The sequence below is a fragment of the Sphingomonas sp. genome (assembly GCF_031361285.1).
In the GTDB taxonomy this organism is placed as follows: Bacteria; Pseudomonadota; Alphaproteobacteria; order Sphingomonadales; family Sphingomonadaceae; genus Sphingomicrobium.
Genome location: NZ_JANMCO010000072.1, coordinates 13,719 through 26,936, shown reverse-complemented (window position 1 = coordinate 26,936; position 13,218 = coordinate 13,719). Strand labels below are relative to the sequence as shown.

Genomic DNA, 13,218 nt, shown 5'->3' with positions numbered 1-13,218 from the left:
TTAGTCCTTTTCGTAGTAACGCCGGACGAAATCCCAGGCTTCTTCCGCCTCTTCGCACCAGTGGATAAGGTCGAGATCGCCGGGCGAAATCACCCCTTCGTCGACCAGCGCCTGGAAATTGACCACCGTGTTCCAGAATTCGCGGCCGAACAGCAGGATCGGCAGCGGCCGCACCTTGCCGGTCTGGATCAGCGTCAGCAGTTCGAACATCTCATCAAAGGTGCCGAAACCGCCGGGGAATACCGCAACGGCCCGGGCGTGAAGTAGGAAATGCATTTTCCGCAACGCAAAATAATGAAACTGGAAGGACAGTTCCGGAGTCACGTAGCGGTTGGGCAATTGCTCGTGGGGCAGGACAATGTTGAGGCCGATGCTGTCGCGCCCTGCGTCGGACGCGCCGCGGTTGGCGGCTTCCATGATCGCCGGACCACCACCCGAGCAAACGACGAAATGGCGCCAGCCGTCTTCGTCCACGTCACACTGGCTAGCGAGCCGCGCCAGGTCATAAGCGACCGTGTAATAACGCGATTTGGCCTTGAGCCGCTCGGCCACCGCGCGTTGCGAGTCGTTGGTCGCGGCGGCGATTAGGGCATCGGCCGCGGCCGGTTCCGGAATCCGCGCCGAACCGTAGAAGACAATCGTCGACCCGATTTTGGCTTCTTCGAGGAACAGTTCGGGCTTCAACAGTTCGAGCTGGAAGCGCACCGGGCGCAAATCCTCGCGCAGCAGGAAATCGGTGTCCTGGAAAGCCAGCTTGTAAGCGGCGCTTTCGGTTTGCGGGCTCGACGGCACATGTTTGGCAGACTGCGCGTCGACCTTGGATGTGGGGAAAATCCGCTTCGGCGGAACACTGTCAGTCATGACGAGGCGTCTAGCCGAGCCGAACGCATTACCCAATATCTGTCAGGCACCGATCGCTCAGCTGGCCGCGGCCTCGCCCCGAATGCCGCTCCAGTCGATGCGCCAGGTGTCGTACGTCACCCCGGTCAGCGCCGCGAAGAGTAGCAAGGAGCCGATCAGCAGCGAATAAGCTTCGAGGTTCAAGAGGATATAGAGCACTGCATAGAGGGCGATCAGCAACCCGCCGATCAACCCTGCCCGACGCCAGCTCTTGAGCACTGCGGCAGAATAAGCGGTGTTGAGACCAGTGTCCGGCCCGCTGCTGGTCATCCCGACCGCAACCGAGACCGTGGTGGAAAACGGCTAAAGCGTCACTCGCAGCCGCGATGTGGTCCAGGAATTGAGTCTTTCGCCCGAGACGGTCGATTTCACCACCGCGAACAAGCCCGAGCGGCGCAAGGGTTCGATCTACGAAGTCGTGGTCTATGACGCAAAGATGTAACGAAAATGCACGGTTCGTCGTCAAGTTTTCTATTTCAGCGGCTTACAATAATGCCGCTGCTCTGCCGGCGACGCGCGCAGCCGGCTGTCGATGTAATAATCGGCCGCCTCGTCGACATAGGCCTTGTGGCCGGTGTCGATGAACTTCGCCGCGTCACGATCCCAGCCGGCGATGCACTGCTTCTTGTCCGCTGCCGACCGGGCGCAAGCGAGCAGGTTGTTATACGCTGTCCGCCATTGCAGGAAATCGGCTTTGGTCATCGGGTCGCCGTGGCCGGGGATAAGCGTCGTGAACGGAACCTTGGCGATCGCATCGAGCGCTTTCGCCCAGCCGTCGGCGCAAGCCGTGTCCATGAACGGTACGATGCCAACAACAAGGTCGCCGACGACGGCAAGCTTGATCTTGGGGTCGTAGAACCACAGGTCGGCCTCGGTTGCCGCGAACGGCGCCACGCGGACGTCGAGCGTCCTTCCGGCGATTTTCATTTTGGCCGATTTGAGCACGGGCCGGGACGGGCGGATGCTGTCGGGCTGATCCATACGGGCCAGAAACCGTCTGATCTCCGGTAATCGCGCTGCCGGAGTCTTGGGATCGGTAAGCCTGGACTCGGCACCTTTGCGCCCATCGGCAAGGAAGGTCGCGAGTGCACCGTCGATCGCATTGGTCGCATAGACGTCGGCGTGCGGATAAACCTGGCGGATGTCATAATTGCCAGTCGTGTGGTCGAGGTGCCAGTGGCTATTGATGATCGCCGCAATCGGTCGCCCACGCGCCTCGGCAAAAGCGAGGATCGCCGCTGAATGCTCGGGGTGGCGGCCAGTGTCGACCACAATCAGCCCCTTCGGCGCATCGAGGATGATGGTGTTGCCGTCCGGCCCCTTATCCGCCGGAATCTGGCCTGGAATGAAATGATAAGCGGGCGCCTTGGCAAAGCCCGAAACGCCACAGCCGGCAAGCAGCAAGCCCAGCGCAACAAAGTGACAACGCATGTCGGTCTCCCCTGATCCTGTAGCGGGCAGGGTAGCGGCGGCGTCACTGCGGTGAAATGGAACTCGGCAACCGGTCACGTGGCGGCGACGAACGGTCGCTTAATAAACCCGCGCCTTGGGTTTGATGTAGTCGATTTCGTCGGTCAGCGTGAACTCGTGCACCGGGCGGTAGTCAATTTTGACGCCCCCGCCGGCGCCACCCCAGCCGTCGAGCCAGGCGACGCTGTGCTTCATCCATCTTTTGTCGTCACGATCGGGATGATCCTCACGCATATGGGCGCCGCGGCTCTCGGTGCGGTTGGCGGCGCAATGCATCGTCACCACCGCCTGGGCGAGGAGGTTGTCGAGCTCGAGCGTCTCGATGAGGTCGCTGTTCCAAATAAGGCTGCGGTCGGTGACGCTGACGTCGGCCATCCGTTTGAACACTCCGTCGATGTTGGCGATGCCCTCGGCCAGCGTCTTGCCAGTGCGGAACACCGCGCAGTCGGACTGCATGGTCCGCTGCATCGCCTCGCGGACGGCGGCGGTCGGGCTCTTGCCGTCGGCTTGGCGAAATCGGTCGAGCCGGGCAAGCGCGAGGTCGCCGGCGTCCTTGGGAAGGGCGTGTTTCAGTGCATTGGGCTTGATCACTTCGGCCAGCCGCAGGCCGGCGGCGCGGCCGAACACGACCAGGTCGATCAGGCTGTTGGACCCCAGCCGATTGGCGCCATGGACGCTGACGCACGCCGCCTCGCCGACCGCGAACAGCCCCGGCACGACGGACTCGGGATCGCCGTCCTTCAAGGTGACAACTTCGCCGTGATAATTGGTCGGGATGCCACCCATCGAATAATGGACCGTGGGCGCGACCGGGATTGGCTGTCGGGTCAGATCGACGCCGGTGAAAGTCTTGGCGGTTTCGGTAATTCCGGGCAGCCGCTCGGCGAGGATCTTGGGGTCGATATGGTCGAGATGGAGCCAGATATGGTCCTTGTGCTCGCCGACCCCGCGACCTTCGCGGATTTCCATCGCCATCGACCGTGACACGACGTCGCGGCTGGCCAAATCCTTGGCGTGCGGCGCGTAGCGCTCCATGAAGCGCTCGCCCTCGGAATTGGTCAAATAACCGCCTTCGCCCCGCGCGCCCTCGGTGATCAGGACGCCGACGCCGTAGATCCCGGTCGGGTGGAACTGGACAAACTCCATGTCCTGCAGCGGCAGGCCGGCCCGCAGCACCATCGCATTGCCGTCGCCGGTGCAGGTATGGGCTGAGGTCGACGTATAAAAGATGCGCCCGTAACCGCCAGTCGCAAGCACCACCGCCTGCGCGCTGAACCGGTGCACCGAGCCATCGTCGAGGCACAAAGCAACGACGCCCCGGCACACCCCGTCGACCATGATCAAGTCGAGCGCGAAATATTCGATGTAAAAGGTGGCGTCATACTTGAGGCTTTGCTGATAGAGCGTGTGGAGCATCGCGTGGCCGGTACGGTCGGCGGCGGCGCAGGTGCGCTGCGCCGGTGGGCCCTCGCCCATATCCTGAGTCATGCCGCCGAATGCCCGCTGATAGATGCGCCCGTCGGCGGTTCGACTGAACGGCAGCCCCATATGTTCGAGCTCATAGACCGCGGCCGGCGCTTCGCGGCACAGGTACTCAATTGCGTCCTGGTCGCCGAGCCAGTCGGAGCCCTTGACCGTATCGTACATGTGCCAGGTCCAGTGATCCGGCCCCATATTGCCAAGGCTGGCGGCGATCCCGCCTTGCGCGGCGACGGTGTGGCTGCGGGTCGGGAAGACCTTGGTGATGCAGGCGGTCTTCAGTCCCTTTTCGGCCGCGCCCATGGTCGCCCGGAGCCCGGAGCCGCCGGCGCCGACGACGACCACGTCATAGTCATGGTCGATGATCTTGTAGGTGCTCAAGCCACGCCTCCGAAGGCAATCCGGCCCAAGGCGAACAGGGCCAGCGACGCGCCGCCGATCGCCATGAACAGCAGCAAAGTGTTGAGGGCAAAGCGGTTGCCTTCGTCATGGACATAATCGTCGACCACTACCTTCATCCCATCGAGTCCATGCTTGAACGCGACAATGACGAGCAGTGCCATCGGCACCGCGCCGCTGGGGGCGGCGAGCCACTCGGACAGCGTCGCCTGATCGTGCGACGGCAAGAACAATAAGGATGCCATTAGCCACGCACCGAGCAGCAACAGGGCCGCGCTGGTGACGCGCTCGGTCAGCCAATGCCCACCGCCCTCATGCGCGGATCCCAGACCAGCGACCTTGCCCAATGGAGTCGCGCTTTGACCCAGGCTCATCGAATTACTCCCAAATTGGGGATCCAGACGAATAACGTCAGGAACAGCGACCCAGCCAGGGTCAGCACGGCGAAGCGCTTGTTGGTTTCAAGCGCGAAACCGGCGCCGCTATCCATGACCAGGTGACGGATACCCGACAGGAGATGCTGGAAAAAGGCCCAGGTCAGGCCGACCAGGACAATCAATCCGATCGGGTTCGCCGCGGCCTTTGCGAAGCTCGCATAAGCGTCGGCGCCGCCCGCAATCGCCATCAGCCACCACACCAGGATGGCAAGTCCGGCGAAGGTCAAGGCCGCGCCGGTCATCCGGTGCAGGATTGAAACCAGCATGTGCGGCCCCCAGCGCCAGACGCCGAGGTGCGGGGACAGGGGCCGGGGATGTTGGCTGGCCATGCGGCGGGGCCTTTCTCGGGTTAAGCTTGACCGGCACCGCCCTGGGCGGCGCCGAGTGTCGTCCGCTTAGGGCGCTGACCGTTCCGAGGCAAGATTCAGGCCGTCCCCTAACCCGGTCTTAACCATTGCCGGAGCAAACAGCGCTCGCATCAAGATTTGCAGCGCGATTCAAGACGGAGACCTACGAATGAGCGGCGACATTGGACATCTGCAGCGCCTGACCGAACAGCAGGTCGCGTCGCGGCTTTCCTCATATGGCGAGGACGGCCACTTCGAAGCGTCGCTCCGCCGCTTGTGGAATGATGCCGGGCAGGTCATCGCGGCGGCATCGCTCAGCCATTTCGGCGACGATGTCGGCAGCCTTGGCGCCGATCAATTCACCAAGGCCGTCAACGAGGAATGGGTCCGCGGCTTCGCCGAGCAAGGCGTCCGGATGTTCTCCAATAAGCGCAGCGTGCCCGAATTCATCGCCGCCCGCGCCCGTATGGCCAAGGAAGTGATCCGCAATTTCGACGAATGCTTTGCCGGCCGCGCCGACGACCGGATCGACGCGATCGACGCTTTTTATCGCGTGCTGAGCTTTTCCGAAGACATCATGCTGGCCCAGATCGCGCTCCTCGAAGCCAATGACGCCGCCGATCAGCGCGGCCGCCAGAGCGAGCAGTTCGAGCGCCGCGTTGCCGACTTGGTGCGCAGCAGCACCGAGCAATCCAAGGCGCTGACCGAGCGCACTCGGGCAACCGCCGCTTCGGCTCGTGGCATGCTCGGCAAGACCAGCGAAGTCGCCGCCGCCGCTGAACAATCCGCCGTTGCCATGCGCGAAGCCGCCCAGACCGCCGCCGGCCTGATTCGCGCCATCGAAGACGCTCGAACCGAAGTCGAAACCGCGGCGGGCGTTGCCGTCCGCGCTGGCGGTCAGGCCGAACAAGCGGTCAAGGTTAGCCAAGCGCTGTCGTCCCACGTCGAAGCGATCGAATCGATTTTGAGCCTGATCCGCGACATCGCCGGCCAGACCAACCTGTTGGCCTTGAACGCGACCATCGAGGCAGCCCGCGCCGGCGACGCCGGCCGCGGCTTCGCGGTCGTTGCCCAGGAAGTGAAGAGCCTCGCCAGCCAGACCGCGCGGGCGACCGACGACATTACCAACAAGATCACCGCCATCCAGCAGGCGACCCGCCAGACGGTCGAGGCCAACAGTTCGATCCAGGGCACCGTCGAGGAAGTCCAGGTCTCCGCCGACCGCATTCGCGAAGCGATGGAATTGCAGGCCCAGACCGTGACCATGATTACCGCCGCCGTCGATGAAACCGCGCTGGCGGCGGATTCGATGAGCTCGACCATCGCCGCGATCCGTTCTGACACCGAAAATGTCGCCAAGGACATCGACCAGGTCGAGGCCGGCTTCGGCCGCTTCAGTGAGCAAATCGCCGACTTCAAGTCGACCACCAAGGAGTTCGTCAGCGGCATCGCCGCCTAGTCTCCTCCCCGTTTTCGGGGAGGTGGCAGGCCGAAGGCCTGACGGAGGGGGTTCGGAGCCCCACGACACGACCTCTCACCACTTCGTGGTCCCCCTCCCCGTTCCGGGGAGGATGCGCTAACGGCACCCCATGAACATTCTCGTCACCGGCGCCAGCCGCGGCATTGGCGCCGCCGCTTTCGCACTGCTCAAATCGACCGGCCATCAGGTCATCGGCCATTCCACGCGTGGCAGCGACGAATTGATCGCCGCCGACCTTGCCGATCCCGAGGCACCCCGCGCCTTGTGGAATGCCGCGCTCGAGCGATTGGACGGCCGTATCGACGTGCTGGTCAACAATGCCGGCATCTATGAAGCCGTCGCCGACGACGCGGCCGACTCCGAATGGCACGCGTCATGGGCGCGAACGCTAACCATCAACCTGCAAGCTCCAGCCGATTTGAGCCGCCTCGCTATCGGGCATTTTCGCGGACGCGATGGTGGCGGGCGAATCGTCAACGTCGCCAGCCGCGCTGCCTATCGCGGCGATTCGCCCCAGCATTGGCATTATGCCGCGTCCAAATCCGCCATGATCGGCATCACCAAGACCATCGCCCGCGGCTATGCCGCCGAGCAGATCCTCGCCTTCGCCGTCTGCCCCGGCTTCACCGTGTCCGAGATGACCGAGGAATATTTGAAAGGTCGCGGCGGGGCGCAGGTCATCGCCGAAATTCCCCTCGGCCGCGTCGCCACCACCGACGAAGTCGCCGAGGCCATCCGCTGGCTCAGCGTCGACGCCCCCGCGGCCGCCACCGGCACCGTGATCGACGTCAACGGCGCCAGCTATGTTCGCTGAAATTCCTCCCTATGCGAAGCATGGGGAGGGGGACCATTCACCGCAGAGGGAATGGTGGAGGGGTATGAGGCGCGGCGCCATTTACCCCTCCACCAGCTGCGCTGGTTCCCCTCCCCGCCGCCATGTGGCAGGGAGGAACTGACAGTGAGCTGGCGGGCGACTTTGCCCTGCACGCGAGCACAGGCCGAGGGGCTGCCCGACGCGGATGACCACTTCGGTGCCGTCCCACCCGTCCTGGTCGCCGACGAGCCCGATCCGGCGCAACCCGACGCCTGGCTGCTCCACGCTTATTTCGACCATGAACCGACGGCGGACGACCTCGCGGCTCTCGCCCGTCTCGGCAGCGGCCCCGCCACCATCGAGCAGTTGGGCGAGGACGATTGGGTGACGATGAGCCAGTCTGGCCTGCAACCGATCCGCGCCGGCCGCTTCTTCGTTCACACCCCGACCCACGCACCCGATGGGGCCGCGATCAATTTCGAGATCGACGCCAGCCTCGCCTTCGGCACCGGCCAGCACGCGACCACGGCGGGCTGTTTGGAAGCGCTCGACCGGCTCGAGCGTGACGGGCGGCGCTTCACCAATATCGCCGACATCGGCACCGGCACCGGCCTGCTGGCCTTCGCCGCCATGGCGCTGTGGCCCAATGCGCGCTGCATCGCCACCGACATCGACCCGATCAGCATCGACGTGACGCTGGACAACGCCCGCATCAACCACGTCGCCATCGGCCACGCCCCGGGCGAACTCCTGCTCGCGGTCGCCGACGGCATGGATCACCCGATGCTCGCCACCCGAGCCCCCTTCGACCTGATCATCGCCAACATTTTGGCGGGGCCACTGATAGAGCTTGCGCCGGCTTTCGCAGCCAGCGCTACGCAAGGTGCGAACGTGGTGCTGGCGGGCCTACTCGACACTCAGGCGGACGCGGTAATCACGGCTTATCAGGCGGAGGGGATGACCGTCAGCGAACGCGGCAATGGGGAATGGCCCGTGCTGACGCTGGAAAGTGCGAACTGACCCTCAATCGGAAAGTCCGCTTTCGACCCATTGCGGACATTAGAGCTACGCGGCAGAAGTAGTCCATGAGCGTACGGGCGACACTCGGAGCAGTATTTCTTCTCCTGTCAGGATGTATGACGGAGCCGACAGCGTCTGACGACCCAACGACGGGTTTAACAATCAGCGGCCCACGTAAATCACTGGATGCGTTTCTCTTGTCGGCGGATGCTGTACCGCACAAATGGGTCGTGGAGAGGCGGTGGCCGAGGGACCGTGGCTCACAGGCAGTCCGATTAAGGTGGCCCAGTCGACCTTCGCCGAACGACGTGGGAACGATTGTCCTGCTTGTTCAGATGGCACAGGCAAATGGATTGGGGATTTCAGATACTGAGATCGTCGAAACACAGCATTAGGGCAATGTCCTCTTTCCACCCAAAACGGGCATTAGCTCTTAAGCCCTAGCCACAATCTGAGCCCACTTCGCCTCATCGATCACCCGCACGCCAAGCTCCGCCGCTTTCTTGAGTTTCGACCCCGCGCCCGGCCCCGCTACCACCAAATCCGTTTTCGCACTCACCGATCCCGCCGAGCGTGCGCCCAATCGCTCGGCCTGGGCCTTGGCCTCGTCGCGGCTCATGGTTTCGAGGCTACCGGTGAAGACGATGGTCTTGCCGCTCCACTCCGTCGCGCGCGCCGAACTGACGAACGACTGCGGGCGGACCTCCGACAGCAAATCGTCGAGTACCTCGCGGTTGTGCGGCTCGTGGAAGAAATCGACCAGCGCCTCGGCCACCACCGGGCCAACACCATCGACCGCCGGCAGCTCGGCTTGGGCCTGGTCGCCGGTCGCGGCGCTCCGCAGCGCTTCGACCGTCCCGAACGCGCGCATCAAATCCTTGGCGGAGACGATGCCGACATGACGAATGCCGAGCGCGAACAGGAACCGCGCCGGCTCCGGCGCGCGCCGCGCGTCGATTGAGGCGAACAGAGTATCGACCGATTTCTCTTTCCAGCCCTCACGGGTCAGCAACTCGTCGCGGTGCCGGTGCAGGCGGAAAATATCGGCGGGCGAATGCAGCCAGCCCAGTTCGACGAATTCGACGATGCTCTTCTCGCCCAGGCCGTCAATGTCGAGCGCGCCGCGGCTGACGAAATGCTTGAGCCGTTCGATCCGCTGGGCCGGGCAGATCAGCCCGCCGGTGCAGCGGACGTCGACTTCGCCTTCCTCGGCGACTGCTTCCGATTCGCATTCGGGGCAATGATCGGGAAACACATAAGCTGGCCGCTTCTCCTCCCTCGTCAAATTCTCGACCACCTGGGGAATGACGTCGCCGGCGCGCTGGATGCGCACCCGGTCGCCGACCCGAAGCCCAAGCCGGGCGATCTCGTCGCGGTTGTGCAGCGTGACATTGGCGACCATCACCCCGCCGACCCCGACCGGCTGCAACCGCCCAACCGGAGTCAATTTGCCGGTGCGGCCGACCTGGATGTCGATCGCCTCGAGCGTGGTTTCGGCCTTCTCGGCGGGGAATTTGTGCGCCAAACCCCAGCGCGGCGCCCGCGCCACCTGGCCCAGCCGCTCCTGCCAGTCGAGCCGGTCGACCTTGTAGACCACCCCGTCGATGTCGAACGGAAGCTCGGCGCGCATCGCCTCGATCCTGGCATATTGCGCCAAGGCTTCGTCAATCGTTTCGACCGCGCGCAATAGGGTGCTGACCGGAAAGCCGAAACCGGCAAGCCGCGCCATCGCCGATCCTTGGGTGTGGCCAAGCGGCTCGGACAATTCCCCCCAGCCATGCGCGAGGAATCGCAGTGGCCGCGCGGCAGTGATGCTTGGGTCCTTCTGCCGCAGCGAACCAGCCGCCGCATTGCGCGGATTGGCGAACACCTTGCCGCCCGCCAGTTCCTGCCGCGCGTTGAGGGCGGCGAAGTCGGCCTTCGACATATATATCTCGCCGCGCACTTCGAGGATATCGGGCGCGCCAGAGATACGTTGCGGAATGTCGCCGATCGTCCGCACATTGGCGGTGACGTCTTCGCCAACCGCGCCGTCGCCGCGCGTCGCCGCCAGCACCAGCTGACCACTCTCGTAGCGTAGCGAACAGCTCAGCCCGTCGATCTTGGGCTCGGCGGTCATCGCCACCGGCTCGTCGGCCCGGAGCGACAGGAACCGCCGCACCCGCGCAACGAATTCACCCACTTCCTCTGCCGAGAAAGCATTCTCGAGGCTGAGCATCGGCCGGGCGTGGGCGACCTTGGCCAGCGACGACGTCGGCGCCGCGCCGAGCCGCTTCGACGGCGAATCGGCCCGCACCAACTTTGGATATAGCGCCTCAAGCGCCGCATTCTCGCGGACCAGCGCGTCATAGTCGGCGTCGCTGATCTCGGGCTGGTCCTGGTCGTGATACAGCCGGTCGTGGCGCGCGATTTCTTCCGCCAGCGACGCCAGCCGCTCCGCCGCTTCGGCTTCGGTCAGTTTGCCCGCCATCTCAGCCGAACAGTTCCTCGAGGAAATTGATCAGGCTGGTCCACGACCGCTCGGCGGCGAGGGCGTTGTAGCGCACCCCGTCGATCTCCAGGCTCGCCGCGTCGGGGTTGGTGAAGCCGTGAGCGACATTGCCGTAGGCGTGGATCTGCCAGTCGGCGCCGGCCTCGGTCAGCTCCTGGCCAAGCGCCACCACCGCCTCGAACGGCACCATCGGATCATCCCAGCCGTGGAAAGCGACAACCTTGGCCTTGATCGGCTGCGGCTCGAGGCCGGGCGGGTCGAACAGGCCGTGGAAACTGGCGACGCCCATGATGTCGACCCCGCTCCGCGCCAGGTCCAGGGCGCACTGCCCGCCGAAGCAATAACCGATGGCGACAATCCGGTCTGCCTCGACGGCGTCGAGTTCGCGGACCTGCTCGAGCACGGCCAGAAGCCGCTGTCGCAAGCTGGCCCGATCGCTGCGCAAGCGCTTCAATTCGCCGAAACAGGTGTCGCGCGGCGCGCCGTGGAAGGGCTTGCCGAACAGGTCGGCGACAAAGCCGGTATAGCCCAAATGGACGAGCTGGCGGGCAAAACCCAATTCGAGCTCGGAGACCCCCATCACGGTCGGGAAGATGATGATCCCCGGCCGCCGCGCATTGTCCCGCCGCGCCACCAGCACGCCTTCAAGCGCCTCGCCGTCAAACTGCAGAGCTACCGGTGTTTCGCGTGTCATGCCGCCTCCATCAATCGCGCCGCTTGCGCCCGCGCTTCGTCGGTGACCAAGGCGCCCGACAGCATTCGCGCAATCTCCTCGCGCCGCTCGGGCTCATTCAGTTGGCGCACGGTCGTGCGGGTGCCATCCGGGCCATGGCTTTTCTCGATCCGGTAATGGTGCGTCGCGCGGGCCGCCACCTGGGGAGAGTGAGTCACTACCAGCACTTGCGAATTTTGCGCCAGCCTGGCCAGGCGCTCGCCGACCGCGCTGGCGACCGCGCCGCCGACGCCGCGGTCAATTTCGTCGAAGATCATGGTCGATGCCGTGCCGGCCTCGGCGAGCGCGACCTTCAGCGCGAGGATGAAGCGCGACAATTCGCCGCCCGAGGCGATCCGGGTCAGCGGGCCGAGGGGCGCGCCGGGGTTGGTGGAAACCTCGAACTCGACCCGGTCGGTACCCGACGGCCCTGCTTCTGCCGTGGCCATGGCGGTACGAAACCTCGCCGAATCGAGCTTCAATGGGGCAAGTTCGGTGGCAACCGCCGCGTCAAGCGTTTCGGCCGCCGCCTGCCGGGCAGCGCTCAAAGCCGCGGCCGCGCCTGCATAGGTTTCGCGCGCCATCGTCAACTCGGCGTCTAGCTGTGCAATCCGCTCGCCGCCTTGTTCGATCAGCGCCAGTTGCCCGCGCATTTCTGTCCCCAGCGCGGCCAGCGCATCGGCCTCGACACGGTGCTTGCGGGCGAGCGCGCGGATGTCGAACAATCGGGCTTCGGCCGCTTCGAGCCGCGCCGGATCGAACGCCAATGCATCGGCCGCCCGCGCGATCTTGTCCTCGCCGTCGCAGGCTTCGATCAGCGCCCGGTCGAGCGCCGCCAGCGCCTCGGCCAGCAGCGGATGATCGGTCGCGCCGCGCTCGATCCGCCGTGCCGCCAGCCGCAGCTGGGCCAGCGCGCCGTCCGATCCACCGAGCAATTCGTCGAGCCCGGTCAGCGCCTCGCCGGCCTTGGCGCCGGCCTGCATCGCCGCCCGCTCTTCGGCCAGCCGCGTTTCCTCACCAGTCTCGGGGCTCAGCGCCTCGATCTCGGCCGAGGCGTGAGTCAGCCAGTCGCGATCGCGAATGGCTTCGTCGGCGGCGGCGCGGGCTAGGCCCAGTTCGCGTTCGAGCTGGGTAACGCCAACCCACGCTTTTTCCACTAGGCTCGCGTCGAGCTGGCCGAACGCGTCGAGCAACTGCCGGTGGCCCTTAGGGTTAAGCAAGCCGCGATCATCGTGTTGGCCGTGGATCTCGATACTGACCGCGGCGATGTCGCGCAGCACCGCGGCGGATACCGAAGTGGCGCCGGCGAACGCGCGGCTGCCGCCGTCGGCCTTGAGCGTGCGCCGCAGTAACAACGGCTCGCCCGCTTCACATTCGACGCCATGTTCAGCGAGCAGCAGATGGACTGGGTGGTCGCGTGGCATCTCCAGTTCGGCGGAAACGGAGGCGGCTTCGACGCCGCTGCGCACCAGCCCGGCATCGGCCCGCGCGCCAAGCGCCAGCCCGAGCGCATCCAGGAGGATCGATTTGCCGGCGCCGGTCTCGCCGGTGAGCACGCCAAGGCCGGGCTCGAACTCGAGTTCGAGCCGGTCGACCAGGACGACGTCCCTGATGGCGAGTTGCCTTAGCATCGCGCCTGTCTAGTGGATCAGTGCAGTGCGGCCAATCG

12 protein-coding genes are annotated in these 13,218 nt (G+C 64.9%); 3 read left to right on the top strand and 9 right to left on the bottom strand.

The features are described from left to right. The 6 genes from RMO25_RS07315 to sdhC form a co-directional block, all read right to left on the bottom strand. A complete protein-coding gene (locus RMO25_RS07315; protein ID WP_309661944.1) occupies positions 1-861 on the bottom strand; it encodes an LOG family protein in 861 nt (286 codons plus the stop codon). A gap of 57 nt (positions 862-918) precedes the next feature. Further along, positions 919-1,170 carry an inner membrane CreD family protein gene (locus RMO25_RS07310; protein ID WP_309661943.1) on the bottom strand — a complete coding sequence of 84 codons (252 nt, stop codon included), beginning with the start codon at positions 1,168-1,170 and terminating at the stop codon, positions 919-921. Positions 1,171-1,371: 201 nt separating this feature from the next. Beyond that, positions 1,372-2,331, bottom strand: coding sequence for an MBL fold metallo-hydrolase (locus RMO25_RS07305; protein WP_309661942.1), 960 nt, complete (start codon positions 2,329-2,331; stop codon positions 1,372-1,374). 99 nt (positions 2,332-2,430) lie between these two features. After that, positions 2,431-4,230 carry a succinate dehydrogenase flavoprotein subunit gene (gene sdhA, locus RMO25_RS07300; RefSeq protein ID WP_309661941.1) on the bottom strand — a complete coding sequence of 600 codons (1,800 nt, stop codon included), beginning with the start codon at positions 4,228-4,230 and terminating at the stop codon, positions 2,431-2,433. Beyond that, a complete protein-coding gene (sdhD, locus tag RMO25_RS07295; RefSeq protein ID WP_309661940.1) occupies positions 4,227-4,622 on the bottom strand; it encodes a succinate dehydrogenase, hydrophobic membrane anchor protein in 396 nt (131 codons plus the stop codon). The genes sdhA and sdhD overlap by 4 nt, the downstream gene beginning before the upstream one ends. Beyond that, positions 4,619-5,014 (bottom strand): succinate dehydrogenase, cytochrome b556 subunit, encoded by a 396-nt coding sequence (gene sdhC, locus RMO25_RS07290; protein ID WP_309661939.1) that lies wholly within the window; start codon positions 5,012-5,014, stop codon positions 4,619-4,621. Before sdhC ends, sdhD begins: the two co-directional genes overlap by 4 nt. Before the next feature lie 187 nt (positions 5,015-5,201). Between sdhC and RMO25_RS07285 the strand changes: the two genes are divergently transcribed. From RMO25_RS07285 to RMO25_RS07275, 3 genes are all read left to right on the top strand, one after another. After that, on the top strand, positions 5,202-6,491 hold the full coding sequence (locus RMO25_RS07285) for a methyl-accepting chemotaxis protein (RefSeq protein ID WP_309661938.1): 1,290 nt from the start codon (positions 5,202-5,204) through the stop codon (positions 6,489-6,491). A gap of 130 nt (positions 6,492-6,621) precedes the next feature. After that, complete coding sequence (locus RMO25_RS07280) at positions 6,622-7,326, top strand: SDR family oxidoreductase (protein ID WP_309661937.1); 705 nt, start codon at positions 6,622-6,624, stop codon at positions 7,324-7,326. A gap of 144 nt (positions 7,327-7,470) precedes the next feature. Beyond that, complete coding sequence (locus RMO25_RS07275) at positions 7,471-8,346, top strand: 50S ribosomal protein L11 methyltransferase (protein WP_309661936.1); 876 nt, start codon at positions 7,471-7,473, stop codon at positions 8,344-8,346. Positions 8,347-8,779: 433 nt separating this feature from the next. Here RMO25_RS07275 and ligA read toward each other — a convergent pair whose 3' ends face one another. The 3 genes from ligA to recN are packed head-to-tail and all read right to left on the bottom strand — an operon-like array spanning position 8,780 to position 13,180. Beyond that, positions 8,780-10,816 (bottom strand): NAD-dependent DNA ligase LigA, encoded by a 2,037-nt coding sequence (gene ligA, locus RMO25_RS07270; protein ID WP_309661935.1) that lies wholly within the window; start codon positions 10,814-10,816, stop codon positions 8,780-8,782. Between the two features lies 1 nt (position 10,817). Beyond that, positions 10,818-11,531: a dienelactone hydrolase family protein gene (locus tag RMO25_RS07265; protein ID WP_309661934.1), complete on the bottom strand. Its 714-nt coding sequence runs from the start codon at positions 11,529-11,531 to the stop codon at positions 10,818-10,820. Then, positions 11,528-13,180 carry a DNA repair protein RecN gene (gene recN, locus RMO25_RS07260; RefSeq protein WP_309661933.1) on the bottom strand — a complete coding sequence of 551 codons (1,653 nt, stop codon included), beginning with the start codon at positions 13,178-13,180 and terminating at the stop codon, positions 11,528-11,530. The genes RMO25_RS07265 and recN overlap by 4 nt, the downstream gene beginning before the upstream one ends. Positions 13,181-13,218: the final 38 nt, after the last annotated feature.

What these genes read in the sequence shown, in the direction of transcription:
- RMO25_RS07315 (WP_309661944.1), bottom strand. Translation starts at nt 861, where the DNA reads ATGACTGACAGTGTTCCGCCGAAGCGGATTTTCCCCACATCCAAGGTC.
- RMO25_RS07285 (WP_309661938.1), top strand. Translation starts at nt 5,202, where the DNA reads ATGAGCGGCGACATTGGACATCTGCAGCGCCTGACCGAACAGCAGGTC.
- RMO25_RS07265 (WP_309661934.1), bottom strand. Translation starts at nt 11,531, where the DNA reads ATGACACGCGAAACACCGGTAGCTCTGCAGTTTGACGGCGAGGCGCTT.
- RMO25_RS07280 (WP_309661937.1), top strand. Translation starts at nt 6,622, where the DNA reads ATGAACATTCTCGTCACCGGCGCCAGCCGCGGCATTGGCGCCGCCGCT.
- RMO25_RS07310 (WP_309661943.1), bottom strand. Translation starts at nt 1,170, where the DNA reads ATGACCAGCAGCGGGCCGGACACTGGTCTCAACACCGCTTATTCTGCC.
- sdhD (WP_309661940.1), bottom strand. Translation starts at nt 4,622, where the DNA reads ATGAGCCTGGGTCAAAGCGCGACTCCATTGGGCAAGGTCGCTGGTCTG.
- ligA (WP_309661935.1), bottom strand. Translation starts at nt 10,816, where the DNA reads ATGGCGGGCAAACTGACCGAAGCCGAAGCGGCGGAGCGGCTGGCGTCG.
- recN (WP_309661933.1), bottom strand. Translation starts at nt 13,180, where the DNA reads ATGCTAAGGCAACTCGCCATCAGGGACGTCGTCCTGGTCGACCGGCTC.
- sdhC (WP_309661939.1), bottom strand. Translation starts at nt 5,014, where the DNA reads ATGGCCAGCCAACATCCCCGGCCCCTGTCCCCGCACCTCGGCGTCTGG.
- RMO25_RS07305 (WP_309661942.1), bottom strand. Translation starts at nt 2,331, where the DNA reads ATGCGTTGTCACTTTGTTGCGCTGGGCTTGCTGCTTGCCGGCTGTGGC.